Annotated in this window: 32 protein-coding genes; 21 read left to right on the top strand and 11 right to left on the bottom strand. The window is 62.4% G+C overall.

From position 1 onward, the window contains the following. Positions 1–18: 18 nt before the first annotated feature. Positions 19–480, bottom strand: coding sequence for a DUF5956 family protein (locus PV760_RS07365; protein WP_354627464.1), 462 nt, complete (start codon positions 478–480; stop codon positions 19–21). 178 nt (positions 481–658) lie between these two features. On the opposite strand from PV760_RS07365, the gene PV760_RS07360 reads away from it, so the two are divergent. The 4 genes from PV760_RS07360 to PV760_RS07345 all read left to right on the top strand — a co-directional run bounded on the left by PV760_RS07360 (position 659) and on the right by PV760_RS07345 (position 3,979). After that, the gene (locus PV760_RS07360; protein ID WP_179128420.1) at positions 659–817 is read left to right on the top strand and encodes a hypothetical protein; all 159 of its coding nucleotides are present in this window, start codon (positions 659–661) and stop codon (positions 815–817) included. An 822-nt stretch (positions 818–1,639) separates the two neighbouring features. Then, the gene (locus PV760_RS07355; RefSeq protein WP_354627463.1) at positions 1,640–2,587 is read left to right on the top strand and encodes a hypothetical protein; all 948 of its coding nucleotides are present in this window, start codon (positions 1,640–1,642) and stop codon (positions 2,585–2,587) included. Positions 2,588–3,032: 445 nt separating this feature from the next. Continuing rightward, on the top strand, positions 3,033–3,800 hold the full coding sequence (locus PV760_RS07350; RefSeq protein WP_354627462.1) for a class I SAM-dependent methyltransferase: 768 nt from the start codon (positions 3,033–3,035) through the stop codon (positions 3,798–3,800). After that, positions 3,797–3,979: a hypothetical protein gene (locus PV760_RS07345; RefSeq protein WP_018778767.1), complete on the top strand. Its 183-nt coding sequence runs from the start codon at positions 3,797–3,799 to the stop codon at positions 3,977–3,979. The genes PV760_RS07350 and PV760_RS07345 overlap by 4 nt, the downstream gene beginning before the upstream one ends. 31 nt (positions 3,980–4,010) lie before the next feature. Here the strand turns inward: PV760_RS07345 and ggt are convergent, their stop codons facing one another. The 4 genes from ggt to PV760_RS07325 all read right to left on the bottom strand — a co-directional run bounded on the left by ggt (position 4,011) and on the right by PV760_RS07325 (position 8,990). Beyond that, positions 4,011–5,867, bottom strand: coding sequence for a gamma-glutamyltransferase (gene ggt, locus PV760_RS07340; protein WP_354627461.1), 1,857 nt, complete (start codon positions 5,865–5,867; stop codon positions 4,011–4,013). A gap of 109 nt (positions 5,868–5,976) precedes the next feature. Further along, complete coding sequence (locus PV760_RS07335; protein WP_354627460.1) at positions 5,977–6,921, bottom strand: hypothetical protein; 945 nt, start codon at positions 6,919–6,921, stop codon at positions 5,977–5,979. Between the two features lie 137 nt (positions 6,922–7,058). Continuing rightward, entirely contained in the window at positions 7,059–7,961 is a 903-nt protein-coding gene (locus PV760_RS07330; protein ID WP_354627459.1) for a diacylglycerol kinase catalytic domain-containing protein, read from the bottom strand. Positions 7,962–7,970: 9 nt separating this feature from the next. Beyond that, the gene (locus PV760_RS07325; protein ID WP_354627458.1) at positions 7,971–8,990 is read right to left on the bottom strand and encodes an SPFH domain-containing protein; all 1,020 of its coding nucleotides are present in this window, start codon (positions 8,988–8,990) and stop codon (positions 7,971–7,973) included. A 101-nt stretch (positions 8,991–9,091) separates the two neighbouring features. Here PV760_RS07325 and PV760_RS07320 point away from each other — a divergent pair, with 101 nt between their 5' ends. After that, complete coding sequence (locus PV760_RS07320) at positions 9,092–9,832, top strand: NUDIX hydrolase (protein ID WP_018778772.1); 741 nt, start codon at positions 9,092–9,094, stop codon at positions 9,830–9,832. Between the two features lie 37 nt (positions 9,833–9,869). On the opposite strand, the gene PV760_RS07315 is transcribed toward PV760_RS07320, so the two are convergent. From PV760_RS07315 to PV760_RS07305, 3 genes are all read right to left on the bottom strand, one after another. After that, positions 9,870–10,343 carry a hypothetical protein gene (locus PV760_RS07315; protein WP_354627457.1) on the bottom strand — a complete coding sequence of 158 codons (474 nt, stop codon included), beginning with the start codon at positions 10,341–10,343 and terminating at the stop codon, positions 9,870–9,872. Between the two features lie 14 nt (positions 10,344–10,357). Next, complete coding sequence (locus PV760_RS07310) at positions 10,358–10,576, bottom strand: hypothetical protein (protein ID WP_039242936.1); 219 nt, start codon at positions 10,574–10,576, stop codon at positions 10,358–10,360. A 112-nt stretch (positions 10,577–10,688) separates the two neighbouring features. Next, a complete protein-coding gene (locus tag PV760_RS07305) occupies positions 10,689–11,306 on the bottom strand; it encodes a dTMP kinase (RefSeq protein ID WP_354627456.1) in 618 nt (205 codons plus the stop codon). 357 nt (positions 11,307–11,663) lie between these two features. Between PV760_RS07305 and PV760_RS07300 the strand changes: the two genes are divergently transcribed. The 9 genes from PV760_RS07300 (at position 11,664) to PV760_RS07260 (ending at position 17,569) form a co-directional block, all read left to right on the top strand. After that, a complete protein-coding gene (locus tag PV760_RS07300; RefSeq protein WP_018778776.1) occupies positions 11,664–11,822 on the top strand; it encodes a hypothetical protein in 159 nt (52 codons plus the stop codon). 86 nt (positions 11,823–11,908) lie between these two features. Further along, positions 11,909–12,082, top strand: a complete 174-nt coding sequence (locus PV760_RS07295) for a hypothetical protein (RefSeq protein ID WP_156369765.1) — start codon at positions 11,909–11,911, stop codon at positions 12,080–12,082. Positions 12,083–12,400: 318 nt separating this feature from the next. Further along, positions 12,401–12,877: a hypothetical protein gene (locus PV760_RS07290; RefSeq protein WP_018778778.1), complete on the top strand. Its 477-nt coding sequence runs from the start codon at positions 12,401–12,403 to the stop codon at positions 12,875–12,877. Further along, a complete protein-coding gene (locus tag PV760_RS07285) occupies positions 12,874–14,103 on the top strand; it encodes an NRAMP family divalent metal transporter (protein ID WP_039242931.1) in 1,230 nt (409 codons plus the stop codon). Before PV760_RS07290 ends, PV760_RS07285 begins: the two co-directional genes overlap by 4 nt. Beyond that, positions 14,100–14,525, top strand: coding sequence for a hypothetical protein (locus PV760_RS07280; protein WP_039242929.1), 426 nt, complete (start codon positions 14,100–14,102; stop codon positions 14,523–14,525). Before PV760_RS07285 ends, PV760_RS07280 begins: the two co-directional genes overlap by 4 nt. Then, a complete protein-coding gene (locus tag PV760_RS07275) occupies positions 14,515–14,850 on the top strand; it encodes a PRC-barrel domain-containing protein (protein ID WP_354627455.1) in 336 nt (111 codons plus the stop codon). The genes PV760_RS07280 and PV760_RS07275 overlap by 11 nt, the downstream gene beginning before the upstream one ends. 126 nt (positions 14,851–14,976) lie before the next feature. Continuing rightward, positions 14,977–15,327, top strand: coding sequence for a hypothetical protein (locus PV760_RS07270; protein ID WP_018778782.1), 351 nt, complete (start codon positions 14,977–14,979; stop codon positions 15,325–15,327). Positions 15,328–15,442: 115 nt separating this feature from the next. Next, the gene (locus PV760_RS07265) at positions 15,443–15,928 is read left to right on the top strand and encodes an SRPBCC family protein (protein WP_018778783.1); all 486 of its coding nucleotides are present in this window, start codon (positions 15,443–15,445) and stop codon (positions 15,926–15,928) included. 87 nt (positions 15,929–16,015) lie between these two features. Continuing rightward, complete coding sequence (locus PV760_RS07260) at positions 16,016–17,569, top strand: CYTH and CHAD domain-containing protein (RefSeq protein WP_354627454.1); 1,554 nt, start codon at positions 16,016–16,018, stop codon at positions 17,567–17,569. On the opposite strand, the gene PV760_RS07255 is transcribed toward PV760_RS07260, so the two are convergent. Next, positions 17,559–17,993 (bottom strand): winged helix-turn-helix transcriptional regulator, encoded by a 435-nt coding sequence (locus tag PV760_RS07255; RefSeq protein ID WP_055972493.1) that lies wholly within the window; start codon positions 17,991–17,993, stop codon positions 17,559–17,561. The genes PV760_RS07260 and PV760_RS07255 overlap by 11 nt on opposite strands. A 124-nt stretch (positions 17,994–18,117) precedes the next feature. Here PV760_RS07255 and PV760_RS07250 point away from each other — a divergent pair, with 124 nt between their 5' ends. The 4 genes from PV760_RS07250 (at position 18,118) to PV760_RS07235 (ending at position 22,616) form a co-directional block, all read left to right on the top strand. Next, on the top strand, positions 18,118–18,627 hold the full coding sequence (locus PV760_RS07250; RefSeq protein WP_354627453.1) for an NAD(P)H-dependent oxidoreductase: 510 nt from the start codon (positions 18,118–18,120) through the stop codon (positions 18,625–18,627). A gap of 5 nt (positions 18,628–18,632) precedes the next feature. After that, a complete protein-coding gene (locus tag PV760_RS07245) occupies positions 18,633–18,794 on the top strand; it encodes a hypothetical protein (RefSeq protein ID WP_354627452.1) in 162 nt (53 codons plus the stop codon). Between the two features lie 115 nt (positions 18,795–18,909). Then, complete coding sequence (locus tag PV760_RS07240; protein ID WP_354627450.1) at positions 18,910–20,643, top strand: ABC transporter ATP-binding protein; 1,734 nt, start codon at positions 18,910–18,912, stop codon at positions 20,641–20,643. Then, a complete protein-coding gene (locus PV760_RS07235) occupies positions 20,640–22,616 on the top strand; it encodes an ABC transporter ATP-binding protein (RefSeq protein WP_354627449.1) in 1,977 nt (658 codons plus the stop codon). Before PV760_RS07240 ends, PV760_RS07235 begins: the two co-directional genes overlap by 4 nt. Before the next feature lie 149 nt (positions 22,617–22,765). Here the strand turns inward: PV760_RS07235 and PV760_RS07230 are convergent, their stop codons facing one another. Further along, a complete protein-coding gene (locus tag PV760_RS07230) occupies positions 22,766–23,335 on the bottom strand; it encodes an MOSC domain-containing protein (protein WP_354627448.1) in 570 nt (189 codons plus the stop codon). A 245-nt stretch (positions 23,336–23,580) separates the two neighbouring features. Here PV760_RS07230 and PV760_RS07225 point away from each other — a divergent pair, with 245 nt between their 5' ends. Genes PV760_RS07225 through PV760_RS07215 form a run of 3 tightly spaced genes read left to right on the top strand, consistent with a single transcriptional unit; the run spans position 23,581 to position 24,841 of the window. Continuing rightward, a complete protein-coding gene (locus PV760_RS07225) occupies positions 23,581–23,847 on the top strand; it encodes a hypothetical protein (RefSeq protein ID WP_354627447.1) in 267 nt (88 codons plus the stop codon). Further along, positions 23,844–24,035 (top strand): helix-turn-helix transcriptional regulator, encoded by a 192-nt coding sequence (locus PV760_RS07220; protein ID WP_018778791.1) that lies wholly within the window; start codon positions 23,844–23,846, stop codon positions 24,033–24,035. Before PV760_RS07225 ends, PV760_RS07220 begins: the two co-directional genes overlap by 4 nt. A 26-nt stretch (positions 24,036–24,061) precedes the next feature. Further along, complete coding sequence (locus PV760_RS07215) at positions 24,062–24,841, top strand: alpha/beta fold hydrolase (RefSeq protein WP_354627446.1); 780 nt, start codon at positions 24,062–24,064, stop codon at positions 24,839–24,841. On the opposite strand, the gene PV760_RS07210 is transcribed toward PV760_RS07215, so the two are convergent. Continuing rightward, positions 24,842–25,339, bottom strand: a complete 498-nt coding sequence (locus PV760_RS07210; RefSeq protein ID WP_039242987.1) for an NUDIX hydrolase — start codon at positions 25,337–25,339, stop codon at positions 24,842–24,844. It lies immediately after the preceding gene. Positions 25,340–25,471: the final 132 nt, after the last annotated feature.

Raw genomic sequence — 25,471 nt, 5'->3', positions numbered from 1 at the left:
ATCTGAACGCGCTGGGTCTCAGCCCCGGTAAAAGCTAGCCATGGCCTCCTTCGCGGGACCTGCCATTGTGGACGGACGTAGTCCATCGACCGGAAGTCGCGCAGTTGTGGCATCCCAGATGGCACCCCAAAACGTATCGTCGTCAAGGTCGACGCCGGACGGACGACGGATGAACCAGTAGAATCCGCGGGGTCTTGACGGGATTCCCGCGTCGGCCAGATAGGCATCGACGTCATCGTCGATGGATGACAGATCCGCTTCTGTCAGCGGGAATTGCTGTCTCTGTTCTTCGCCCCCAGGCAGGCGACGGGCAATGGAACCGTTACGGTCACCGGATGCTGCGAGTATTCTCGCAACGTTGCCAGGACCGGCGGCCCAGGCGATTAGGGCGCCCCAGCCATTCTCCGTAGCCAGTATCCAATCCTGTGGAGGCTCCTGCAGTTCAGTGCACTCCCACGGGTCGTGAGTCATGCTCACCATCTTTCATCCTTGATCGAAGCAAGCAAATCCCTGGGTCGATACAGAATGGGTTTTCGAGCGGCTGCCGTACACCTGTCATCCGTCGGTGCTGGGCAACAAATCTGGCACACCATCCAACGTCCAGGAAAATTGCCGATGGTCTGCCTAGCATTGGGTCTAACGACTTCTTGGGGGAGCAATGAACTTGAGTCCGGCTTTTGGAATTATCGGAATTCTTTACGCCGTCTTCATGATCGTGGTGGCCGTCCTGGCGGTGTATGCCTTGGTCTTGACCATTATCTTCTTACGACTGCGCATCGCTGAGTTGAAGAGGGCTGCGCGCACTGGGGATGGCTGAGACATTCCTTCAGCCACCGGTCGAGTCTGGCTGCGTTACTGGGCCATCTGCTGCAGAGCGACAGGGATATACGTGACCACGTTGAGCAGGGCCCAGGTGGCAAGTCCATAGCCGACTACGAGGGCCAGAATCGCCAGTGTGCGACCCCTCTCGTTCTTTCGACGGATCTGATTCAACGAGACGTGCGGCAACAAACGCGTCCGTCGCCGCCGACCGTCGGCTCTTCAACCACAACGCCGACGTCCGCCACGCCAATCCTTTCCGTTGCCTCGGTCCAGGAGCGATGAAGGGCTGCCGTTTGTGGGCCACGTAGGTCGCAACCATGCCAACGGCAGCGGCCAAGGCCAGCCAGGCCATCAATGGATTACTGAAGAACGCGATAACGGAAGTAACGAGTAGCGCCGCGGCCGCCGTAAGGGTCAATAACTTCATCTGGCCAGGATGCATCAATCAACAGCGCTCACGAGCAGAAGATACAGGAATTGAGTGGCAGTTTGGCTGCCTATAGGTGCTCGCCAGGTCAAAAATGAGTGTCGGTCAGAGCCGTCGAGGTGGTGGAGCGGTCACCAGCCTGCCGACAAGGGCGCCCCATGATGGTGCGCAACGGGTAGCTGTATCACCACCTAGACGACTGCGGATCACCACCTAGATGACCACATATCACCACCTAATTTGATAGATTTCGCTACCTAATTTTGAATTTCGATCCTGTGCAAGCATTTTCGTTCAGTTAGATGCCGATAGGTGCGGTGTTCACCGCAACCAAATTTGGATGCAAAGTATCCAATTACATCGGAGGAAATTTTGAAGAAGAATCTCTTGATGTCCGCGAGGGTGGTCCTGACCACGACAGTGAGCGCCTGCCTCCTGGCGGCCGGTCTGGGTCCTGCCGTGGCGGATGACCACCGGGATGGTTCGCGCGCGATCGAATACACCCGGGCGAATGCCTTGAGCGGCGATGCCGAATCACCCATCGCGACCGTACCAGTTGCGGGCACAGAAATAGTTACAACCGATGAACAATCGCGAGACAGCATCTCGGTATCGCTTCCCGGAACTCCTTCGCTTCCCGAAGACGTGGATCTGAGTGGAGTGCCGGCGGGGCTGTTTCACGGGGACGATGCTCCCCTGGTGAGCACGGCGCTGCCCGGGGCATCGGTCACCGCCTACGCAACTGAGTATGGAAGTCAGTCCATCATCAGCATCGAGGGTGAAGCGGCGCCCCATGAGTATCGATTCGATTTGGATCTTCCCTCAGGGGCGTCAGCAGAAGTGAACACTGACGGTTCAGTTCGTATCGTCGACGTCGACGGTCAGCCGCTGGGTCTTGTCCAAGTTCCGTGGGCATACGATGCCAATGGGGCGAAGGTTCCCACGTCGTTCTCCCTGTCAGGTTCGGAGCTCGTCCAAACAATTGCCCATGATGCCTCTACGGCTTACCCGGTAAAGGCGGATCCAAGTATCCAGTGGATTCCGTGGCCGGTGCTCGCCGTCTGGGGCGCGGAGATAAAGGCCTTCAGCTCCATTTCAGTCGCACTTGGGGCTGGTGGGGCATGGGCTGGATGTACCTTCACGCGGCTTTCCGGAGCGCTGTCTAAGATTGTTAGCCAGATCTGTACCGTTGTCGGTATTGCCGGCGTCAAGGGCGTAGTGGATGCTGTCGCTTCCGTATGGGGGCCTTCGTACATCAATAGCAACACCTGTTACGGCGTTCCCTTGTACAACCCTCGGGGTGGCCTTGCGACTATGCCAGCGCGGGACTGCTGGTAGCAGAGGCGCTGCTGACCAGGGAGAAACCATGAAATGGTACAGGTACGTTCATCCAGCAATTTTCGTTGCTTCATTCGTGCCGCTCGTGTTCTCTATGGTTCCGTTTTGGCACGGCGTCGCAATACCGCTCATTGCTCTCATCCCCTTTGCGGCCAACGAAATCTGGCTTTCCCGAAAAGTCAGGAAGCCGTCTGGCGGTAAGACCCCGTAGGCATCCTGGCGATGAGCCCTCGGCGCACGGACATTTGACCGGCGCCGAGGGTTTGCACGTCTGAAGGGCTTGGGCCACCTAGACGAGGCTCGTTACACCACCTAGACGAACCCAAACAGCCCCTAATTTCGTCCGATTCACCACCTAGTTTTGCCGTTCCGCCCTGTGGCGCCCCCGGCCGCACGTAGTGTCGATTCCAAGAACGAACACGCCGAAACTGGGGGAAGGTCACAGATGACAACCACACCGGAACGGGCCATTGATCCTGTCCTGCAGGCCTTGGAAGGCGGAAGCCGTCCCAGAGACCAGCAGGAGATCCATGGATGCCGCCTTTATGACCACATCCTCTCCAAGGACCTGACGGAGATTCCCGAGATCATGGCCGCGGTTGGTGAAACCCATGGGCCGATCCTTGAAGTGGCCCCAGGTTCAGGCCGCCTCACTTGGCATCTCCGTTCCTTGAGGCGGGAGGTGGCTTTGGGAGAGGTGGGTACAGCTTGCGCCGCTTTGGTGGAAACGTATGGCTGCGTCGTCCTTGGGGCCAGTTATGCCACACTCCTTGAGCCGCACCGCAGGCGAATGCTGTTCCGCGAGGTGAGTCGGGGCTTGGCTCCGGACGGACGCTTCCTGATGACCGTGGTCAATGCTGATCACCGCGCCGAGGAGGAAACCATCAACGGCGGCACCACAATTTCCCAACTGGGGGAGGACGCATTCCTGATCACTGTTGAAAGCCGGGATGCCCTTAACGGCGCACGTCACCTGAACATGAGCTACGTCAGCTTCAACGAGTGTGGAACCTACCGGTCGTCTGAGTACACGAGTGATATCGCTTTAGTGAGCACCGAACTCCTCGAAGAAGAGCTCAATGCGGAGGGTCTCAGCGTTCTGGAGCGCCGGCCCATCGCGGTTGTCCCCGAAAGTGCCGACATTCAAGAGCTCAACCTTTGGATGTGCGCCCGGAATCAACAGGGCCAGACAGAAGTAAAGGATCGTCCATGAGCAACAAATCGATGAGCTGGCTAATCCTGGCCATGGTCCTGGGATTCTATTCCCTGTACATCTTCATTTCCGGTGCCAGCGACTCCGTCTGGTCGCTCACCACCGGAGTCGTTTGCGCCCTCGCTGCCTGCACAGCCTACTGGCGTTCCCGGCTGGAACGCAGAGCGGACCGCGGCTGATAATGCCGCGGTCCGCTCTGACGGTAGAAAGCTACTTGGGCTTAGGACCCTTTCCGGGGCCTTGACCGTGGTCGGAGACCACCATCGCAGAACCCCCTCCGCGACGAGTCGGCTCGGATACGGCGGTGAGCTTGCCGCCGTCGCCGAATTCAATGGCAGTAGCCGCGCCGATCTCAGCCGCAGATGTGAAAGCATCACCGGCCGGAACCAGATCGTGTCCCAGGGACTCCAGCGCCGGCCCATAAGCGTCAATGAACGCTGGTTCGGAGCTGACGGTGGTTCCGTTCCTGGGCGCTGCCCGTGGAGCGGCGAGGGCCTCGGAGATGCTCATGCCCAGGTCAACCCGGTTGATGATCGTCTGGAGCACAGTCGTGATGATGGTGGAACCGCCTGGCGAGCCGAGGGCAAGGAACGGGGCGCCGTCCTTCACGATGATCGTGGGAGACATGGAGGAACGCGGCCGTTTCCCCGGCTGGATACGGTTAGGGTCGGCGGCGTCGTAAACCGTGCTGAAGTCAGTCAGCTCGTTGTTCAGCAGGAATCCGCGGCCAGGAACAACGATTCCCGACCCGCCCGTCTGCTCAATCGTGAGCGTGTACTCCACAACGTTTCCCCACTTATCCGCAACGGTCAGGTTGGTGGTGGAGATGTTCTCGGTGTCGGATTCTTTGGCGAGCGGTGCCGCCGAAGTCGGGCACGCGCCGTCGTAATTGGTGACGTCACCCGGGGCTACCGGCTTCTTGGCCGCCGCTGCCGGATCGATCAGGCAAGAGCGTTCCTTTCCGAAAGCAGGGTCCAGGAGGGCCCGGGTCGGAACCTTCACGAACGCAGGATCGCCGACGTATTTGCCGCGATCTGCGAACGCAAGCGAACTTGCCTCGAAGTAGTGGTGAAGCGCGTCCGTTGCTTTCATTTCGGAGAGGTTGAACGGCGCCAGGATATTCAGCGCCTCCCCGACAGTGGTGCCGCCGCTGCTGGAGGGGGCCATGCCGTAAACGTCATAACCGCGGTAGGTCATGTGGGTGGGATCCTGATCCACCACCTTGTAGTCGGCCAAGTCCTTGGCTGTCATGAAACCAACAGGAACGGGCAGCGTCGGTTTGGCGACCTTGGGCGGAGCCTGGACGGTAGCGGCGATTTCCGTAGCCAGCTTGCCGCCATAGAAGGCGTCCGTGCCTTCCTTGGCAAGCAGCCGATAGGTCGCCGCGAGGTCGTGGTTCTGGAAGACGCTTCCGACGGCGGGAGCCTGGCCTCCGGGGAGGAACAGGTCCTTGGTCGAGGTGAAGTTGCTGAATCGTGCCTGGTTGTCCTTGGTTTGCTGGCGGAAGGTTTCGTCCACCACGAAGCCCCGGGTTGCCACCTTGATGGCTGGCTTCAGCGCGTCACCCAGGTCCATGGTGCCCCACCGTTCCAGGGCGCGTTCCCACGTGGCCGGAGTGCCGGGGACGCCGACGGAGACGCCGCTTGTCACCAGCTGCGGGGTGAAGGGGTAGGGCTTCCCTGTGACGGGGTCAATGAATGCATCGTTCGGCATCGCCGCCGGAGCAGTTTCGCGGCCGTCAATCGTGCCGACTTTTCCGGTCCTGGCGTCGTAGAACACGAAGTATCCGCCGCCTCCTATGCCGGCACTGTACGGTTCGGTGACTCCCAGGGTCGCGGCAGCGGCGACGGCGGCATCGGCTGCGTTGCCGCCCTTTTTCAGGACCTCAATCGCTGCTGCCGAGGCTTCCGGATCCACGGTGCTGACAGCTCCGCCATATCCGGTGGCCGTAGCTGTTTTCTCGGTTTCACGAGGATCGGCGGAAGCCGGGCTTGCTATCCCCACGCTCGTTGCGCCGAGTGCGAAGGCTGCTGCGACAGCGGCCAGCTGACGTCTCACATGTGTCATGGTTTCTCCCAGAACTTTCCCAGACGATGATGTGGGCGAACGGTTCGGTCACCCTACCCCGGGGTTCTGCGAGGGACAACGGTTGATTCTTGAAGCAGTGGGTATTGACCTACTGCTTGCCAGCGGCCTGTCGTGCGGCGATGGTCCGGACGGCGACGCCTACCAGGCCGATAACCAAGGCCAACAACACTGTTGGACCGGCACCGCCGTCGGGCCCCAACGCTGCGGTCAGGACCTGCTGGCCCATGAGCACCATCTCAGGGATATCGCCGGCAATGACCCGGGTCCCCAGAACCGACTGGACAGCTGTGAAAACCGCCGGGATAACCCACAGAAAAACAAGGTTCAACACCCACACCACTACACGGCGGGTAGGTTTGAGCCCGCACCAAGCCAGCGCGCAACCCACCAGGACAGCGGGAACCCAATGGGCGATGGCCGGTACTTGGATGGGCAGGTTCTGCCGCCCTGCGACACCGACTGCCCACGCCACAGCCCAGGACGTAAAGGGGACGGCCATGAGTCCTATACCCAAGGTTGCGATGGCCCGCGTCTTTGCTGCGATCAGGAGAAGCGCCACAAGGGAGGCAGCCAGCGAGGAGATGACGCCGGCGAGGAGGCCAAAGTAGTAGTAGTCCGTGAGCTTTCCTCCAGCGAGGCCGTTGTTCAGTGCCGTGAACGACTGGACCGTTGCTACAACCTGGACCATCAGGACACCGCCCACCGCACACCACGTCGCTACCCCTCGGTGAACGGGCTTCCAGAGCCTGATCACCAGTCCGGCGGCTGCTCCTCCGGTGGTCAGGAGTGCGATCAGGGTCAGGACTTCGTATTGGCTAAGGGGCAGCAGCGCCAAAGGCATCTGATCCGGCATGACCTGGTTGGCCCAGAGGTTCTGCAGGGGGAGCTTCGCGCCGGTAATCCACCACGGGGTGAGGCCGAGCGCTGCGGCAAGGAAGCCGATCGACAAGGCTACTGCAGCCTCGCGGGCGGCACTGCTATGGCGGCTTTCCGACGCCGGAGCGTGGTTCAGTGCCTGCGGGGCGTGGCTCACGGAAGCTCCTTTGTCTCTGTGGGATTCATAGGCGTGATTGGCATGAAGAGCGACGCCAAACCACATACTACATTGACTGGATTAACCGTTGATGCGGTGCTTTCCCATGATCATTGTTGGCTTCGGCCCGCCCAAACCTAAACAACCAACCGCAGGGGCCGTTGCCCCAACTGCACCGTGATCTCCTGCCCCCAGGAAGCCGTCAACCGGTCGTCCTCCATGCCATCCCCGAACACCACCAGCTGGTCGGATGCCACGGTAATGCGCAGCACTTCTCCGGCTTCCAGCACGCCTTCGGTCAAAGAAGCCCCGGTGACCGGTGATGGCCAGGCTTCGCGAACGAACCAGGCGAGGAGCGGATCCCTAGGGGCGGGCAGGGCCCGCCCGCCACGTTCCAAGGCGATGGACGCGCACCATCCGGTGGCCCCGGTTCCGGTGGAAACAATGAGGCCCGACGACGACTGCCGCTCGGTCTGTCCGCCGGCCTGCGTGAAGCTCGGCGCGGCGAGCGAGTACTTCGCCGACTGGTGCGAGGCGTGCCCGACGAAAACTTCGTTAAGCGCCGAAAGCTGCTGGCCGTCGTCGAGCGTTGCCGTCACGGTGGTGAGGTCCTGGCAGCGCAGCCGCCCGACATCTCCAGCTGCCAGGAGTGCAGCGGCGGCCGTTGGCGTGTGACGGACAAGGACGCCGGGGTTGGCCCCCGGCTCGGGGTCGATGCCGATCACCGGCTGCCCGTTCAGGTACTTGGCGACGTTCGCAACCAGTCCGTCCTGCCCTACGACTGCGATGATGTCCTCCGCCGTGAGGAGGAAGCGGCTGAGGTCCGCGCGTTCAACTTCGGCCTGCCGCCAGTCGGACGGCACCGCTTCCCGGACGGTTGCGAGGGCGCCGGTGAGGCGGTCGTGCCGGTCCTGAACGTCCTGGATGCTGCGCCCGCGGGTGCTGAGGAAGAATTCGGCCTGGCCGCGGGTGGCGTGCCGGTCCAGGAGTTCCTGAAGTTCGGTCCGCCGGTGGACGAGGACGATGCGAGGGGTTGCCATGACAGATCCTTACTTGGTGACTTCAGCGGTGCCAGCGGGTTCCTTGAACAGTCCGGCAAGTGCTCCGCTGAGCAGGTCCGGGGTGATGGTGAGGTTACCAATGTTCGGCAGGCTGCCTGCTGCATCCTTGAGGGCCAGAGCCAGCAGGGTGGCTTGTTCCATTCCGCGGTAGACCTCCATGGTGGCGGCTTCGCGGGCAGCTGCCGCTTCGCCGACCAGCCTGATCTGGTTGGCTTCAGCCGCGGCGCCGATGCCCTTGCGTTCGGCAGATCCCTGGGCCTCGATCAGACCTGCCGCTGCCTTCTCTTCGGCGGCGCGACGGGCGTTGGCACCTTCCTGGGCCACCAGGTTCTCGCGGCGGACCGCCAGTTCGATCTGGCTTGCCATCTCGTTCTCGGAGATAGTGCGTTCACGTTCGACGGCGACTGCCCGCCTTTCGTAGACCGCACGGTCCGCTTCGGCTTGGAGCTGTTCGCGGACGGGTGTCTGCAAGGCCCGTTCCACGTCGGCTTCGGGCCGGACGGCCAGGACCTGCACGCCGAGGATTTCGATGCCGGTGGACTGGAGCCTTGCATCGGCGCGGAGGGCATCGGTGAGAACCAGCCGGAGTTGGCTGACGCCGCGTTCCAAGGCTTCGGCGAGTGTGGTGGTAGCGATCTGGTCGATCGCGTGGCTCTGGCACAGCTGGCCGATGATGGTGGAAACCTGTTCGCGACCGGTGGCCGGTGCCTTGCCTGCGGTCTGCAATCCGAAGTCCAGGCGTGTGGACACGGCTACTGGATCGATGAACCGGTAGGTCACGTTGGCCTGAACGCTGACGTCCTGGTGGTCGCGGGTAATGGCGTGGAAAAGCGTGGGGAGTTCCTGGTCGTCCACGGGAACTTCGCTCAGTACCGAGTTGGCGGGACGGAAGAAGAATGCCTGGCCCACTCCCTGGTGCTTGACCGTCCCCTTCTGCAGGTGGACGACATAGCCGGTGGGGCTGCCGAGGAAGTGGCTGATCCAGGGGTAGCGCTTGATGATGGCCATGATATTCTCCTTTAATTATTGTCGTCAACTTGACGATAACTAAACAGTAGGAGCTTCCCGCATTATTGTCAACATGACGATAACTTGTCTAGAATTGCTGCATGCCTGAATCCCATCCGGCGCCCCAGCGCTTCCCGGTGACCGTCGACGTCGTCGCCCTCACCGTGCGCGACGGCGAGCTGAACGTCCTGCTCATCACACGCCTCATCGAACCCTTCAAGGGCAAACCCGCGCTGCCGGGCGGCTTCGTTCTCGCAGGCGAGGACCTGCAGGAGGCGGCGGTGCGCGAACTAGCGGAAGAGACCGGCGTCGAGCGCCTTCCCGGGCACCTCGAACAATTGGGGAGCTACGGACCCAAGGGGCGCGACCCCCGCGGCGACGTGCTGACCGTCGCGCACCTCCTCCTGGCACCGGACTTCCCGGTACTGGCGGCCGGCAGTGACGCGGAGAACGCCGCGTGGTATCCGGTGACGAAAGTCCAAAGCGGAGAGCTGGAACTCGCCTTCGACCACGCCAAAATCCTCGACGACGCCCTTGAGCGGGCCAAGTCGAAACTCGAATACTCACCCCTCGGCGCGGCTTTCTGCGGCGAGGAGTTCACCATCGCCCAACTTCGTGCCGTGTACGAAGCCGTCTGGGGCACGCGCCTGGACCCGCGGAACTTCCACCGGAAGGCGACGGGGACGCCCGGTTTCCTGGAGGACACCGGCCGCATGACAGCGGGCGACGCCGGCCGCCCGGCTGCGCTGTTCAGGCTCGCGCCGGAGGCACGTCCGACGGCGGGCCACCCCACGCGCGCGGTGCTGAACCCGCCGCTGATGCGCCCCGCTGCGCCCAAATAGGCGAAAGCTAACGCTCTCTTGGGAACCTAGGGGGACGTTATTCGTCCCTTAGTTTGCCGGCGTGGGCGAGAACCGCCGTTGCTGTCGCCTCCGGCTCCGGCGTCGAGACGATCCAGATGCGGTTCGGCAGCTCGATAGTGACGGCCGGACCACCGACCAGCAGACCCCACGTCCTCCGCCCCAAGTACCGGACGCCGAAGCCCTCGGTCATGGAACTGGCAGGCGCTGGTGAGGCGTCGACGATGTCTGCCAGCGGTATGTGCTTGGCGTAGAACGGCCGGCATCGAAGCACCAGATTTTCGGCTGCGGCTTCGATGCTCACTGTCATGCGGAGAACCACAGCGGTCAGAAGCAGCAAAGCCATAGCCAGAGCTGTGGTGATCAACAGGACGCCACTGGGAATCGCCGTGGCGATGATGAACAAGCAGGCCACCCCCACAACGCCTGCGATGACCTTCCGGGAGTTGCGGCCGATCCGCGCCTCAGAGATGACTGACGAGTTCGAAGTCAAAGCCGGCAATCCGCTCACTGTGGCAGGTCCGGTTCCGAAGGGGCATCCGCGGCCTTCAGGCCAGGGTGCTTGCTGAACCTTGGCCGCAGCCATCCATCCAGGTAAACCGTGGCCGCGGCCACCACAAGACCCAGAAGAAGGGATGGCAGTGGGCCCAACGTGGATAAGAGGATCATGTAGGACCCGAATCCACTGATGAAGATAAGGAGCCCTCGCCGGGTTTTGGCGCTCATTAACTTTCCCCCAATCGCTGCCCGCATCGATATGGACATGTGGCGAGCCTACCCGGAGCGCGCCAGGGAGCAAGTCAAATGCTGCCTACGCATGAATCCGGGAAGGCGCCACTTAGGAGGACGTTATCCGTCCCTCATTGCCTGCGTGGGCGAAGGGAGCCGGCTCCGTTGCTGCAATGAGCCGGTTCAGTTGGGCCCGCACCTCTTCCGGGGTGCCGTTGGCGTCCACGACAACAAAGTCAGCGAACCCAGGGAGAGCGCGGTAAGCGTCCCGAAACGCCTGCAGTTCGGCCAGGCTTTCTTTATCGATGCCGCGTGCCATGACACGCTGGTGCGCACGGCGCGGGTCGACGTCGAAATGAACTGCCAGGTCCGGGGTGGGCAGCATCCGCAGCAGCCACGGCAGCAGTCGTCCGTGTTCCAGGCCCTTGCTTTCCCGGAGCGCAAGCTGGCAATGCAGGTGGCGATCCATGACAACCAGGCCGTCGGTCCGCCGGGCGCGTGCATGGTTGACGAGCACGGTAAAAAGGCGCACGCCTGTCTCAATGAAATCTGCCACCCGCGGCGGAAGCGGGAAACTGAACCGCTCGGCCAGCAGGGATAACTGCCTCCGGCCGGCGTGATTGCTCAGCAGCAGGGCATCCCGCCCCTCAGCGCGGGCCGACTCGACCAGGGCGCGGGCCGCCGTCGTTTTTCCTGAACCGTCAATTCCTGTCAGAACAATGAGCATGAGGCCTCCCCTCGTTTCCTGTCCAACGAAGGGGAGCGGCCACTTGTGCCGTGAGTCGGCACACAGCTCGGCGGGGGCGTCCTGAGGGCGGTCCCGGGGGCATCTCCGCAAAACGGTAGTAAGTTTCCTGACGAACTGCTTCGCCAAAGAGGGAAGCACGCCTATCATGATGCTATGTACGTACTACTGACGGGCAAAAGATTCGTTTGGATCCTTTTCCCTGAGGGTACGTAAGAAATACGGAGATGAATTTCTCCAACCGGTGCCCGTTGGCATGGGTGGCGCTCCACACGGTGTGGAGTACCAGCGGACGCCTTCCTGAATAGACAACAGTTATTGAAAGGGATGCGTAGCTCAATGAACACACTCTTGATAATCGCCGGCGTAATCGCGATCATCCTGCTTCTTGTAGGCGGATTCAACCAAGCACTCAGTTTCCTGCTTTGGGTAGGAATTATCCTGCTGGTGCTGGCACTTATTGGTTGGGTCGTCGGCAGGGGCCGGTCGCGCGTATGACAACTGATCCAAGCGAAGTTGCCGGTTTTTCCCAGGTTCGCGACGGAACCACCACCCCTGGCCATCCCATTCCCAGGGAGCCGGGGGTGCCAGAAACCAGCGGCCCGGGAGACGCCGGTGACGCATCGTCGGGAAGTCAGGATGACTCCGTCGATGCTGGTCCCAGCGAATCTGCCAATCCACCCGGGCCGGCAGAAGAAAAGGATGAAAAGACAGCGGACAACCGCGGTCTGACAACCGAAACCAATCCCACGGATTGATCGGATCAGCGGGGCGGCGGGCGGGAGATATCCGGTCCGCCGCCACGCTCCTTTAGGGTCCCAAAACCACGGTTTGTCACTAATTGCTGAGCGTCGTCAGTTAGCGATTGGGGTAGAAATGCGAATCGGTTCAATCATCGGGCTATTGGTAGTCGTCTGGCTCGTTATAGGGGCAGTTGCCGCCGGGCAACGCGGCTACTACAGCGACCCGCCCGCCCAGTGCTCGCAAGTGGCAACCATTGCGCTGAATATTGTTGCCGGCCCACTGAATTACATGGGCATGAGTCCTCAGGGTGGGTGCGAGATTCCGAAGCCGTCATGAGTAAATCTCCGCGGCTCCGAACCGTTCTCCTCACTCTTCTGGTGGCTGCTGCCGGCGTGTTGGCCGGCTGTTCGCAGCAACCCTCAGCCGACGCCCTGAAAGGGCCGGCTGATGAGGTTTCATCGGCCGTGCGGGCGGCCAGCCTTGCGGTGGATCTCAGGATTTCGGACAGTACGACGGCGGCCGCCGCTGCTACCGCTGCCGACGACATGCTGGGCGATGTGGAGTCGGCCACGAACGAGGTGCACGGACTCACGGCGCAAACCCAGGAAGAACGCGTACTTCGCAACGATGTCCTGGCTGCCTTCTCCTCCATTTCCAGGGCACTCCTGCACGCGCGGGATGCCCTTTCTTCATCGTCGAACGGTCCTGACGACGGGCAAGGGAAAGCCCGGCTTTCCACCGTGCAAGGAGAACTTCGCGTTGCCACCGAGCAACTGGACAGTCTGATGACCAAGGCCGGCATCCAGTGAAACGGCTCCTCGGTGTTGCACTCGGCATCCTGACGGCGATCGGGGGCTTTGTCGACATCGGGGACCTCGTGACGAACGCCGTAGTGGGCTCGCGGTTCGGCATGTCGCTGGCATGGGTGGTGTTGGTGGGCGTCGTGGGTATCTGCCTCTTCGCCAATATGTCCGGCAGGGTGGCTGCAGTCTCCGGCAGGGCCACTTTCGAAGTCATTCGGGAGCGGCTTGGACCCCGGGCCGGGTTGGCCAATCTGGGTGCGTCCTTCCTGATCAATGTCATGACGGTAACCGCCGAAATCGGCGGCATTGCCCTTGCCCTCCAACTAGCCAGCGGGGTGGCCTATATTCTCTGGGTTCCTTTTGCGCTGCTGGCCGTGTGGCTGGTGGTTTGGCGGGTGAAGTTCAGCATCATGGAGAACGTCACAGGACTTGTGGGTTTGTCCTTGGTGGTGTTCGCCGTCGCCCTGTTCCTTCTCAAACCTGATTGGGGTGCCCTGGCCGGGCAGGCGTTTTCTCCGTCCGTTCCGGCCCAGGAAGGCGCCGGCGTGTACTGGTACTACGCCATTGCCCTGTTCGGAGCTGCGATGACGCCGTATGAGGTGTTCTTCTTTTCCTCCGGAGCAGTGGAGGAGCGCTGGAAGATCAAGGACCTGGCCCAGTCACGCCTCAACGTCCTTCTCGGTTTCCCGCTCGGCGGGTTCTTGTCCCTTGCGATCGCCGGGTGTGCCGCCGTCGTTCTTCTCCCAGCCGGAATCAGCGTCACCTCGTTGTCGCAGGTTGCGCTTCCCGTGGCGCAGGCGGGCGGCCAGCTTGCACTGGCTGTGCTGATTCTGGGGGTGGTGGCAGCGACTTTCGGGGCGGCCTTGGAGACGACGCTGTCCAGTGGCTACACGCTTGCACAGTTCTTTGGATGGTCGTGGGGCAAGTTCCGCCGCCCGGCCCAGGCAGCCCGGTTCCACGTGTCGATGATCGTGGTGTTGCTGGCCGGGGTGGCGGTGCTGGCCACGGGCGTTGATCCCATCCTCGTGACTGAATACTCCGTGGTTTTCTCGGCGATAGCGCTTCCGTTGACCTACCTGCCGATACTCATCGTGGCCAACGACCCGCAGTACATGGGCAAACATGTCAACAACCGCGCGGTGAACATCGCCGGAGTGATCTACCTGTTCATCATCCTGGTTGCCTCCCTGGCGGCCATCCCCTTGATGATCGCCACAGGAGCTGGAGCATGAACAAGAGCAAGCCCAAACGCTTCCAACCGCAGCAGCTCCACGCTGCACCCTATCCGGCGGGCCTTGTGCTCGACGCCCAGCTGCACTTGTTGGACAGGCAGATATTGGACGTCGACGGCGTCCCTGTCACCACAGTCGACGACATCGAGCTGAGCGGGCCCGAACCCGATGAGAAGATCCCGGAGGGATCGGCGCCCCCGCAGATCACGGCTTTGCTCACCGGGCCGGTACTGGGAACCCGCATTTTCGGCGGCAGGCCGCCGTCGAGCCGTTTGATCCGCATTCCGTGGAAAGTGGTGGCGGGCGTGGACACGGTGGTGTCGCTGGGGGTCCGCGCCGACTCGATGGATGCCTCATGGGTTGAGCGGTGGCTGCGAAACCATGTCATTGCGCGGATCCCGGGAGGCAGGCATGAACCTTAGCGACGTGTTGGGCAGCGATGTAGTGGATGGGGCCGGCCAGCGGTTGGGCGAGGTGTCGGACGTCCGGTTCGCGTTGGATGCGGGAGCAGGCCAGCTCCTTAGCCCGGCCAGGCTGGTGGGCATCGTGGTAAGTCCGCGGACGGCGTCGTCGTTTCTGGGCTACGAGCGGCAGGAAATCAGCCAGCCTTGGCCTGTTGCTCAGTTGCTCCGTTGGCGGCACAAGGGGTCATTTCTGGTGCTGTGGAAGGACATCGCGGTGATGGGTCCGGAGAGGGTTGGGCTGCGGCCCGGCTTCACCGCCTACGATGCGCGGCTGACACGATAGACCATCGAAAAAGGGAATTGCTAAGTTTACTGATAATTTTGGCGTAGCATGGACATGCCACTAAGCATCCTTATAGGTTCGAAGTGTTCCATCAACACGTTCGCCGCATCGGAAAGGACTAGTCATATGGACAAGCAGGACGCCACACCCGAAGAGGAAGTAGGAGGCTACGGCACTCCTACGGCAGAGCAGGAAGCCGGCGGAGGCCAGGCCCAGCCGCGCGTTGAAGAAGACATCGACGAGGCTGCATTGGGTGAGGGTACCGGTGCGCCGAACCTCAGCCACTTGAATCCGGAAGACTCGGACAGCTCCGGCGAGCCGGGCGCAGGCCGCTTTGGCGGCATCGATGAACAGTCCCACGCAGAGCAGTCATCCGTGCCGGATGACACTGAAGAACTGCCCGATGGCAGCGGAAACGACCTTCCCCAGGAAGAGTCGCCGAACGATGATGACGAAGAAAGTTTTGACGCCGGCTAAGAGCTTTGGCTGGCGCGCTTAGACTGGCGCGCCACTGGTTAAGCAGCCAGCCGGTTGGTGCGCCGCCGGAAATCCCGAATCTGGAAACAGAGGCTAGATCGAAGGAGCAAGACCCATGGCAACGGTGAACAAGTCAATTGACGTGGACGTGCCCGTGTCTGTCGCCTACAACCAATGGACGCAGTTCGAATCCTTCCCGGAATTCATGAATGGCGTGGAGTCCGTGAAGCAGATCGATGACACGGCCCTGCACTTCTCCACCAACGTGGGAGGGGTCAAGCGCGAATACAACGCCCAGATCATCGAGCAGGTTCCTGACGCATTGGTGAGCTGGACAAGCGTTGACGGGCCGCGGAATTCGGGCACAGTCAGCTTCGTGCCCCTCGAGGATGCCCGCACCCGGGTCAACGTGGCCATCGACTGGGAGCCTGAAGGCCTCGCCGAAAAGGCCGGATCTGCGCTTGGCGTGGATGAACTGCGGGTGGGCGCCGACCTCGACAAGTTCAAGAAGTTCATAGAAGCCCAAGGGCACGAGTCCGGCGCCTGGCGCGGAACAGTGTCTGGTGGCGATGTGGACGACGCAGGCGGAGCGCCTCTGTAAATCTTGCTGCACGCGAGGGCCGGCCGTTTCCACGGACCGGCCCTCGCGGCATACTTGGAGTAACCGTGAAGGGGAGTACCGAAAGCCATGGCAACGTCCAGCAGCGTAGAGGCAGAACAGAAATTCGACGCCCTGGAGTCCACGCCGCTTCCGATGCTGGACGCCATCGACGGCGTGGGCAGAGTCGGTGACCCGGTAAGCCACACACTGGAAGCCACTTACTTCGACACCAGCCGGCTTTCGCTCGCACGTCACGGAATCACGCTGCGGCGCCGCACCGGAGGACACGACGCCGGCTGGCACCTCAAACTGCCGCTCGGCCCCGGAAAACGAACCGAAATCCACGCTCCTTTGGGCAGCGCAGATACCGTTCCGGTGGAGCTCATGGACAGAGTGCTCGCCTATACCCGGGCGCACGCCGTCCTCGCAGTGGCCACCCTGCATACGGATCGTATGAGCTACGCCCTGTACGGAGGCCAGGGCGAGCGTTTGGCCGACTTCGTGGATGACCGGGTCCGGGCCCATGTCACGGTGGGGGACGACCGCCGGCTTGAATGGCGGGAATGGGAGGTGGAGCTGGCGGCCTCCGACGGAACCGGTGACTCCCTGTTGGCTACCTTGACCCGCCAGCTTTCCGCAGCAGGTGCGACTCCCAGCCATCGAAGCTCCAAACTGGCCACCGCCTTGGGTGGCTTGGGTGGCTTGGGTGGCGAATTGCCCATGGCTGGGAAAGCTGACCGGAAGCCAGACGCCGCAAAGGGCGCCGGTAAGAAAAGGGCAGCGGACGCCGTGCTCAGCTATTTGCAGCGGCAGCTCGCCGGCCTGCTTCTCCAGGACGCCCACGTGCGGCTGGGCCGTGACGATTCCGTACATCAAATGCGGGCGTTCACCCGACGGATACGCTCGGTCCTGCACAGTTATCGTCCGCTCTTTGCCCCCGGGCCCGTCAATGACTTGGAACGCGGGCTGAAATCCTTGGCGGAGACCCTGGGCCGGTACCGCGACACCGAAGTCCTGCATGAGCGCCTGCGGGTTGCCCTTGATGAGCTGCCGGAAAACCTGGTCCTGGGCCCGCTCCACGATGAGCTGGACCAGCGGATGATGATCAGGGCCGATACTGCACTGGCCGCCATCCGGACGCGTCTGACCAGCCCGGGGTACTTCCGTCTCCTCGACGACCTTGAGGCGTTCATCGAAGCGCCGCCCCTGACGGAAAAGGGGCGCGCACCGGCAAGGAAGACCACCGCGAAGCTCGTCAACAAAGCCGTGAAGCGGCTCCGCAAGCGCCACGACGCGGCGGTATCGGCCGCCGTCGGGCAATCACGCGAGGAAGCCCTGCACCGCGTGCGCAAGTCCGCCAAGAAGCTGCGTTTCGCGGCGGCGGCCGCAGAGAGCGTCCATGGCAAGCCTGCAGCGAAACTTGGCAAGGCTGCGCACAAAGTCCAATCGGTTCTGGGTACCCACCAGGACAGCGTGTTGGCCCGCAGAGAATTGCTGGACCTTGGTTCAGCGCCCGGGACGGCCAGCGCGGCCTTCACCTATGGGGTGCTGCATGCAAGGGAATCCGCCGTTTCAGACGCAACGGAGCGCAAGTACCTTAAGGGCAGTGCCAACACCTTGAAGCTGCGCCTTAAGAAGTAGGTTCCGGGTTGCCGGCCGGTGTTGCCCGGGCACGCTCCGCGTCGTGGAGCCGGCGCGACGCAGCCACGGCGTCCATGTTGTCCTCAGCCCATTCCTTCATGTCGAAAATAATCGGCAGGAGTGAGCGGCCACGGTCCGTGAGCCAGTAGTCGGTCCGAACGGGGACGGACGGCGTGACTTCCCTGTGGATCAGGCCATCGCGCTCCAAAGAACGCAGCGTCGATGTCAGCATTTTCTGGCTGGCCCCCGGAATGTGCCTGCGTAACCCGCTGTGGCGTTGCGGTCCCTCTTCCAGCGCCAGCATCACCAAAGTCACCCATTTGCTGCTGATCGCTTCGAGCAATTGCCGGGCCGGGCAGTTCTCCATGGAGGCGTTGTACTGGTGCCGGGCTTTCTGGCGGGTCTGCTCAGCCGTGAGTGTCATACCCCCAATCATTGCAGGCACTTCGACGTGCCTTGGGCACAAAAAAGTGCGTTCTTACGCTGTGCCGGGGAACCGGGCGAGGATCAGTAAGGGGTCGGAACGTCCCCCGTTTGAAAGGAAAACCATGCCCTCCATCCTCCATATCAACGCCTCTCCCCGTTACGGCAGCAGCGATTCGCTGGGACTCGCCCGTCACTTCATCGATTCGGTCCAGTCTGCGGCTCCGGAGACTTTTGAACTGGAGACACTGAACCTGTTCGACGACGATGCACTGCCGGCTTTCGGTCGGGTCGCCGCCTCCGCGAAAATGGCGGTCTTCACGGGCCAGGAACAAACGCCGGAGCAGATGGCAGCGTGGGAAGCGGCACGGTCGGTCTTTGACCAGTTCGCGGCGGCGGATGCCTACGTGTTCAACATTCCCATGTGGAATTCGGGGATTCCCTACGCTTTGAAGCAGTGGATCGACATCGTCACCCAGCCCGGTTGGAGTTCGGTTTCCACCCGGAGCATGGGTACACCGGTCTCATGGAAGGGAAGCTGGCGATGGCCATCCACACCAGCGGTGTCTACGCCCCAGGGGTCCCGGCAATGTTCGGTGCCGACTTCAGCAGCACGTATTTTGCCGATTGGCTGAACTTCGTGGGGATCCAGGACGCCGCCCACATCCGATTTGCGCCTACGGTCCTGAATACGGACGTGGACGGCAGCCGCCACCTCGCGGAAAGGGAATTGAGCGACGCAGCACTGTTGTTCGCAGGGAAGCTCGATGCCGTTCGGGCCTCGGAACTGATCAGCAAGTGAGGTGAACCGGGGGCGTTGTCCGGGTTGCCTCCACAACGCCCCGGTTCCCTCTAGTTGCCCACAGCAACCAGACGTAAACTGGCCTTCGGTTTCACTTCGAAAGCTCGGAGACAGCATGCTCTGGAAGGTACTGGTTCGCTTCCTGCGGCCGCATCAGCGGTTGCTGGTGGGCGTCGTCATTTTTCAGTTGGCGCAGTCGATTGCGTCCTTGTACCTGCCGACGCTCAATGCCGACATCATCGATCACGGCGTTGCCACCGGGGATACCGATTACATCCTCCGCATGGGCGGGCTGATGCTGCTGATCACTCTCCTGCAGATCGCGTGCGCCGTGGTTGCCGTCTACTTCGGGGCGAAGGCTGCGATGGGCATGGGCCGCGACGTGCGTGACGCGATCTTCAGCCGGGTGGGGGAGTTTTCCGAACAGGAAGTCACCAGGTTCGGTGCTCCTTCCCTGATCACCCGGTCCACCAACGACGTCCAGCAAGTCCAACAGCTGGTCCTGATGTCCTGCACGCTCATGGTCGCGGCGCCGATGCTGAGCATTGGCGGCGTGATCATGGCCGTGCGCCAGGACGCGCAACTGTCCTGGCTGATTGCCGTGTGCGTGCCCGTGCTGTTGATTGCCGTCGGGCTGATCGTGACACGGATGGTTCCCCTGTTCCGCAAGATGCAGGTGCGGATCGACGCCGTGAACCGGGTCCTGCGCGAGCAACTCACCGGCATCCGCGTCGTGCGGGCTTTCGTGCGGGAGGACATGGAAATCAGCCGGTTCGCCAAAGCGAACGACGACGTCACCGACGTCGCGCTGCGGGCCGGCCGTTTGATGGCGCTCATGTTCCCTGTGGTCATGCTGGTCATGAACGTATCCAGCGTGGCAGTGATCTGGTTCGGGTCCTTCCGGATCGAGGACGGCTCCATGCAAGTGGGCACCCTGATCGCATTCCTGAGCTACCTCATGCAGATCCTCATGTCGGTCATGATGGCCACGTTCATGGCCGTGATGATCCCGCGCGCGTCGGTTTCTGCCGACCGCATCGGGGAGGTGCTGGATACCGACTCCAGTGTCCGGCCGCCGTCGAACCCTGTCACCGGCGGCATCCGCCGCGGCGAGTTGGAAATGCGCGACGTCGGATTCGCCTACCCGGGTGCCGAGCGGCCCGTGCTGAGTGGCCTGACTTTCACGGCCCGCGCAGGGCAGACCACCGCGATCATCGGCAGCACCGGAGCCGGCAAGACCACGCTGGTCAACCTCATGCCCCGGTTGTTCGACGCCACAACGGGCTCCGTCCGGATGGACGGTGTGGACGTCCGCGACCTCCACCCGGACCTGCTGTGGGGGCACATCGGATTGGTGCCGCAGCGGCCGTACCTGTTCTCCGGCACGGTCCGCAGCAACCTGCAATACGGCAAACCGGACGCCACCGAAGACGAACTGTGGCAAGCGCTGCGCGTGGCCCAGGCTGACGACTTCGTACGCGGCATGGACGGGGGCCTGGATGCGGCCATCTCCCAGGGTGGGACCAACGTTTCGGGCGGGCAGCGTCAAAGGCTCGCCATTGCGCGGGCCCTGGTGAAGCAGCCGGAGCTCTACATTTTTGATGACTCCTTCTCCTCGCTGGATACCGCCACCGACGCGCGGCTCCGGCAGGCCCTCAAGCGCCATACCAACGGCGCCACCTTGGTGATCATCGCCCAGCGTGTGTCCAGCATCGCCGACGCAGACCGGATCCTGGTGCTCGACGACGGCAGGATCGTCGGCCAGGGGACGCACGAAGAATTGTTGGAGACATCCGAAACATACCGCGAAATCGTCTCGTCCCAGCTGGCAGCGGAGGAGGCAGCATGAGCACGTCCACCGCTCCAGCCGGCGGCCGCGGACCCCAGCGCCCCGCAATGGGCCCGGGAAGGGGAGGCCCGTTCGCCGGAATGAACATTCCGGCAGAGAAAGCGTCGAACTTCAAGGCTTCGGCCCGCAGACTCCTGGGAACCTTGCATCCGGAACGGCTCTGGCTGGCCCTGGTGCTGGTCTTCGCCGTGGCCAGCGTTGCGCTGTCCGTGATCGGTCCCCGCTTGCTGGGCGAAGGGACCAACCTGATCTTCGCCGGCATCGTGTCCAAGCAACTGCCCGCCGGGGTGTCCAAAGAGCAGGTCATCGCGGGCCTGCGGGCCTCAGGTGAGAACAGCAAAGCCGACATGCTGGGCGCCATGACCCTCACACCCGGCGTCGGAATCGACTTTGGTGCGTTGTCCTCCGTACTGCTGTGGGCACTGGCCCTGTACGTCCTTGCCTCAGCGTTCGGCTGGATGCAGGCCTACGTGCTCAACGGCGTCGTGCAGCGGACTGTGTACCGCCTCCGCCAACGCATCGAAGCAAAAATCCACCGCCTGCCCCTGCGCTACTTCGACTCCATCCAGCGCGGTGAACTGCTGAGCCGGGTAACCAACGATGTTGACAACATCTCCCAAAGTTTGCAGCAATCGATCAGCCAGGTGGTCTCGTCCCTGCTGACTGTGCTGGGCGTGCTGGTCATGATGTTCCTGCTCTCGCCCTTGCTGGCGCTGATCGCACTGGTGACCATTCCCCTGACGCTCGGCACGACGCTCCTCATTGCAAAGCGCTCGCAGAGGCTGTTCGTTGCCCAGTGGAAGAACACCGGTGAGCTCAACGGCCAGATTGAGGAAACCTACACCGGGCATGCCCTGGTGAAGGTGTTCGGGCGGCAGAACGAGGTCCAGGAGAAGTTCCGCGCCAAGAATGGTGAGCTGTTCCAGGCCAGCTTCGGAGCGCAGTTCGTCAGCGGTCTGATCATGCCGGCCATGACGTTCATCGGAAACCTGGTGTACGTGGGCATTGCCGTGGTTGGCGGCCTGCAGGTGGCTTCCGGTTCCATGCAATTGGGTGATGTGCAGGCGTTCATCCAGTACTCACGGCAATTCACCATGCCCCTGGCGCAGCTCGGATCCATGGCGAACATGCTGCAATCCGGCGTTGCCTCCGCCGAGCGTGTGTTCGATCTCCTGGACGAGGACGAAGAGTCGCCCGAACCTGCTCCTTCGGGCGCTTCGGCCGGGCGCGGTCGCCTGGTGTTCGAGAACGTCTCCTTCCGCTACTCCCCGGACAAGCCCCTGATCACGGACCTCAGCCTGGTGGCAGAACCCGGCCAGAGCATCGCCATCGTCGGGCCTACGGGGGCGGGCAAAACCACCCTGGTGAACCTGATGATGCGCTTCTACGAGCTGGACTCGGGGCGGATAACGCTCGACGGCGTCGACATTGCCTCCATCTCGCGGCAGGAGTTGCGCTCGCGGATGGGCATGGTCCTCCAGGACACGTGGCTGTTCGGCGGCACCATCCGCGACAACATCGCCTATGGCCGGCCCACGGCTTCTGAAGCCGAGATCGTCGAAGCGGCGCAGGCAACGTATGTGGACAGGTTCGTCCGGTCCCTCCCCGAGGGCTACGACACCGTTCTCGACGACGAAGGCGGCAACGTCTCAGCCGGCGAGAAGCAATTGCTGACCATCGCCAGGGCCTTCCTGTCCCGGCCATCGGTGCTGATCCTGGACGAAGCCACGAGCAGCGTCGACACCCGTACCGAGGTGCTGGTGCAGAAAGCCATGAATGCCCTCCGCTCGGACCGGACCAGCTTCGTCATTGCCCACCGGCTCTCCACCATCCGCGACGCCGACCTGATCCTGGTGATGGAGGACGGGCAGATCGTGGAGCAGGGCACGCACTCGGAGCTGCTCTCTGCCGGTGGGGCCTACTCCCGGTTGTACGAGGCCCAGTTTGCGGCGCCGGCGTCGGAGGAAGTTTGAGCTTTCCGGTTGCGGGGCAGGTGGCTTCCTGACCCTCTTATGGGTTGCTTCCTGACCCACTTTGGACGCGGAAACACCATATTTCAACGCTATTTGGTTGTTTTCGGATCACGCTGCGGCCAAAGAAGGTCGGGAAGCGCACGTGCCTGCTAAGGCAGCCTCGAAGGCCGGAGCACGTTTGCCTCGCCCGCCTTGCCCGGGTCGAGCGGCACCGGGCTGGTCAGGACAGCCGGCCCACGATGCAGCAGTCCGCCGGAAACAACCTGGCACCGCACGCCGCCGCGCCCGCGCATCGCCTTGTGGGCACCCGGGGCGAGCATCTGGTCCATCCAGGCGCAAGGATGGGCTGGTCTGCCGGCCTTCAGCGTCACCACATCTCCGCCGGACTCCAGCGTGAATCCGTGGCTGAGCAATGGAGCCAGTTCCACTCCCCGCAGCACGACGTTCCGGCGCGTCAGCAGCGGATCGAAAGGCCCGGCGTCCAGCTCGGCAGCAATGGCTTCCAGTGCCTCAACGGCGAACACCGTCACGGCGGCGTCCATGTGGGCGGCCTTGCCGAAGAACCTGTCGCCAACAATCCCCTTGCCGGCAACCAACTCAGCGTGGTCGGCGTCGGCAGTTGGAACGTCCGCGGCGCCTTCGCGCGCACGGCCAAAGTAGGCGTGCGCCGGCGACACCAAAAGGTGCAGCACTTCGACGTCGTACCTGTAATCAGTCATGCTTCAACGCTAGCCCTTGTCTGTGTGGAGCGCAGGGGCATTGTTCCGCGGTGTAAAGCGTGCTTTACTTTGCCTATGAGTAAAGCGTCCTTTACATCCCGGCGGGTCCCGGCCCAGCACTATGTCTTGGCCGTCATCCTCGGCGCCATCCTGACAATCACGGTTGCGGTGGTGGTGGGAGCCCAAACCCGGATGATTTCTGGCCCGCCGCAGGAATCGGGGCGCTATGCTCCGGGTACCCTGCGATGTCCCTCGGAGTGCGGGTTTTCGTCTCCAATAACACCGTCACCCGGGATCCGAACGGGGAACAAAGCGTGGAGCTGCAATGGATGCGCCAGGCCGGGGCCGGGGCCTTCATTGACGTGCTGGTCGCGACGATTGTTGCTTCGCTGGTGCTGGCCTTCGGCCGTTTCCAGGTTGATGCGCTCCCACTGCTTCTGGGGCTCGTTGGCCTCAGTACGCTGGATGCCGGCCTTCGTTACGTGGCCATCCGCCACCGTGCTCTGAAGTGAAGAACAACCTTGCCGAGCGTCGAGCCGGCCGCAACTGGACCCAGGCGGATCTGGCCGCCGCGCTCGGAGTGTCCCGGCAGACCGTCATCTCCATCGAGCGAGAGAAGTTCGACCCGTCATTGCCCTTGGCGTTCCTCATTGCGCGGACCTTTGGCTGCGCCATCGAGGACGTCTTCACCGCGGAGTGACACCACGGTAAAGATAAAGTGGCATCGTGAACTTTGCTGAAGCAGCCGACGGCGTCGAACTCGCCTGGACATCGGAGGGCGAAGGCGAACCCATGCTGCTTATCGCCGGGCAGGCCACGTCCATGGACGGTTGGGGCCCGACGGCGGAGCTTCTGTCGCGCTATTACCGCGTCATCCGCTTTGATCACCGCGGGATTGGCCACAGTGGGAGGGGTGACGCTGAGCGGTACACCACTCGACGTCTCGCCAACGATGCTGCGGCCGTGCTCAGCGCGGCCGGGGCGGAGTCAGCACACGTGTACGGCCATTCAATGGGCGGACGCATAGGCCAGTGGCTGGCCATCGATGAGCCGCAAAGGGTTCGTACCCTGATCCTGGCGGCAACGAGTGGCGGGAGCATGCCGGACAGCGCAGCCGAGCCGGACAAAGCCGCCCTTGACGCCCTGGTCAGTGGCGACCTCGCCCGTCTGGAGCCGCTCTTTTTCGACTCTGAGTGGGTCAGGAACAACCCCGAGGCGACCCACACTTTCTTCAATTCCCGCGCGTCGGCGTGGGCCAAGGCGCGTCATTTCAGGGCCAGCCGCGAGCACGATGCCTGGAGCGAACTGGGTGCGACTACGGCTCCCACCTTGATACTCCATGGCACCGAAGACAGACTGACTCCCTTGCCCAATGCGCTGCTGCTACGCGGGCACATAGCCCGTTCGGTCCTTGTCCGCGTACCGGGTGCGGGACACGGGCTGCACCTTGATCACCCCGGGACCGTCGAGTGGATCCGGCAGTTCATCGCGCGCAGGAGCGGCTAGCTAATACTGCGGGCCGGCCTGGGACGATTCCCCGGCAAGCCGTTGTACCAGCGCGTCCACGATTGGCAGTTGCCCTTTGACGAGCTTGGTCCGGGCCACGGCTTCCTCAAGCCATTGGGCGTCGTCGATTTCGGGAAAGTCCTTGATGGTGCCAGAGCCTTTGGGCCATTCCATGGGGAATGTATTGCTGACAATCTCTTCGGGCTGAAAACCACTGGCTTCCGCGATGAACGCCGTGATCAGTTTGCCCGAGGGCTGCCGGAATGTACCCAACAGAACGTAGTCCGCAGATGGCGGCGGAGTGCCGATTTCTTCAGTGAATTCCCTTCGTGCGGCAACCAAAGCGTCTTCGTCATCGGAGAATTCGCCCTTGGGAATTGACCACGCGTGCTGATCTTTCCGCGCCCAAAAGGGCCCACCCATGTGGGCTATCCAAAGCTCCAATTGTCCGGCGGTATTTCGCCGGTAAAGGAGGATTCCTGCGCTGCGGATAGTGATGTCGCCTCCCGGGGTAAAGGTGCTGCACACATTTGTCGGAACACCTCAAGGCTACGCCGCCAAGCGCGGCCGTTATCCAATCGATGTTAATTCCCGGATCTTGGGTACCAATTTCGCTTCCCGCAAGGCCAC

It is taken from the genome of Paenarthrobacter sp. CC6, from assembly GCF_040560085.1.
Classification (GTDB): Bacteria; Actinomycetota; Actinomycetes; order Actinomycetales; family Micrococcaceae; genus Arthrobacter; species Arthrobacter nicotinovorans.
The sequence above is the reverse complement of the archived record's forward strand: the minus strand, read 5'-3'. Positions and strand labels throughout refer to the sequence as shown.

Excerpts from the sequence above, each read along its gene's own strand:
- PV760_RS07365 (WP_354627464.1), bottom strand. The coding sequence starts at position 480 with ATGGTGAGCATGACTCACGACCCGTGGGAGTGCACTGAACTGCAGGAG.
- PV760_RS07360 (WP_179128420.1), top strand. The coding sequence starts at position 659 with ATGAACTTGAGTCCGGCTTTTGGAATTATCGGAATTCTTTACGCCGTC.
- PV760_RS07355 (WP_354627463.1), top strand. The coding sequence starts at position 1,640 with ATGTCCGCGAGGGTGGTCCTGACCACGACAGTGAGCGCCTGCCTCCTG.
- PV760_RS07350 (WP_354627462.1), top strand. The coding sequence starts at position 3,033 with ATGACAACCACACCGGAACGGGCCATTGATCCTGTCCTGCAGGCCTTG.
- PV760_RS07345 (WP_018778767.1), top strand. The coding sequence starts at position 3,797 with ATGAGCAACAAATCGATGAGCTGGCTAATCCTGGCCATGGTCCTGGGA.
- ggt (WP_354627461.1), bottom strand. The coding sequence starts at position 5,867 with ATGACACATGTGAGACGTCAGCTGGCCGCTGTCGCAGCAGCCTTCGCA.
- PV760_RS07330 (WP_354627459.1), bottom strand. The coding sequence starts at position 7,961 with ATGGCAACCCCTCGCATCGTCCTCGTCCACCGGCGGACCGAACTTCAG.
- PV760_RS07325 (WP_354627458.1), bottom strand. The coding sequence starts at position 8,990 with ATGGCCATCATCAAGCGCTACCCCTGGATCAGCCACTTCCTCGGCAGC.
- PV760_RS07320 (WP_018778772.1), top strand. The coding sequence starts at position 9,092 with ATGCCTGAATCCCATCCGGCGCCCCAGCGCTTCCCGGTGACCGTCGAC.
- PV760_RS07310 (WP_039242936.1), bottom strand. The coding sequence starts at position 10,576 with ATGAGCGCCAAAACCCGGCGAGGGCTCCTTATCTTCATCAGTGGATTC.
- PV760_RS07305 (WP_354627456.1), bottom strand. The coding sequence starts at position 11,306 with ATGCTCATTGTTCTGACAGGAATTGACGGTTCAGGAAAAACGACGGCG.
- PV760_RS07300 (WP_018778776.1), top strand. The coding sequence starts at position 11,664 with ATGAACACACTCTTGATAATCGCCGGCGTAATCGCGATCATCCTGCTT.
- PV760_RS07290 (WP_018778778.1), top strand. The coding sequence starts at position 12,401 with ATGAGTAAATCTCCGCGGCTCCGAACCGTTCTCCTCACTCTTCTGGTG.
- PV760_RS07280 (WP_039242929.1), top strand. The coding sequence starts at position 14,100 with ATGAACAAGAGCAAGCCCAAACGCTTCCAACCGCAGCAGCTCCACGCT.
- PV760_RS07275 (WP_354627455.1), top strand. The coding sequence starts at position 14,515 with ATGAACCTTAGCGACGTGTTGGGCAGCGATGTAGTGGATGGGGCCGGC.
- PV760_RS07270 (WP_018778782.1), top strand. The coding sequence starts at position 14,977 with ATGGACAAGCAGGACGCCACACCCGAAGAGGAAGTAGGAGGCTACGGC.
- PV760_RS07265 (WP_018778783.1), top strand. The coding sequence starts at position 15,443 with ATGGCAACGGTGAACAAGTCAATTGACGTGGACGTGCCCGTGTCTGTC.
- PV760_RS07260 (WP_354627454.1), top strand. The coding sequence starts at position 16,016 with ATGGCAACGTCCAGCAGCGTAGAGGCAGAACAGAAATTCGACGCCCTG.
- PV760_RS07255 (WP_055972493.1), bottom strand. The coding sequence starts at position 17,993 with ATGACACTCACGGCTGAGCAGACCCGCCAGAAAGCCCGGCACCAGTAC.
- PV760_RS07250 (WP_354627453.1), top strand. The coding sequence starts at position 18,118 with ATGCCCTCCATCCTCCATATCAACGCCTCTCCCCGTTACGGCAGCAGC.
- PV760_RS07240 (WP_354627450.1), top strand. The coding sequence starts at position 18,910 with ATGCTCTGGAAGGTACTGGTTCGCTTCCTGCGGCCGCATCAGCGGTTG.
- PV760_RS07235 (WP_354627449.1), top strand. The coding sequence starts at position 20,640 with ATGAGCACGTCCACCGCTCCAGCCGGCGGCCGCGGACCCCAGCGCCCC.
- PV760_RS07230 (WP_354627448.1), bottom strand. The coding sequence starts at position 23,335 with ATGACTGATTACAGGTACGACGTCGAAGTGCTGCACCTTTTGGTGTCG.
- PV760_RS07225 (WP_354627447.1), top strand. The coding sequence starts at position 23,581 with ATGTCCCTCGGAGTGCGGGTTTTCGTCTCCAATAACACCGTCACCCGG.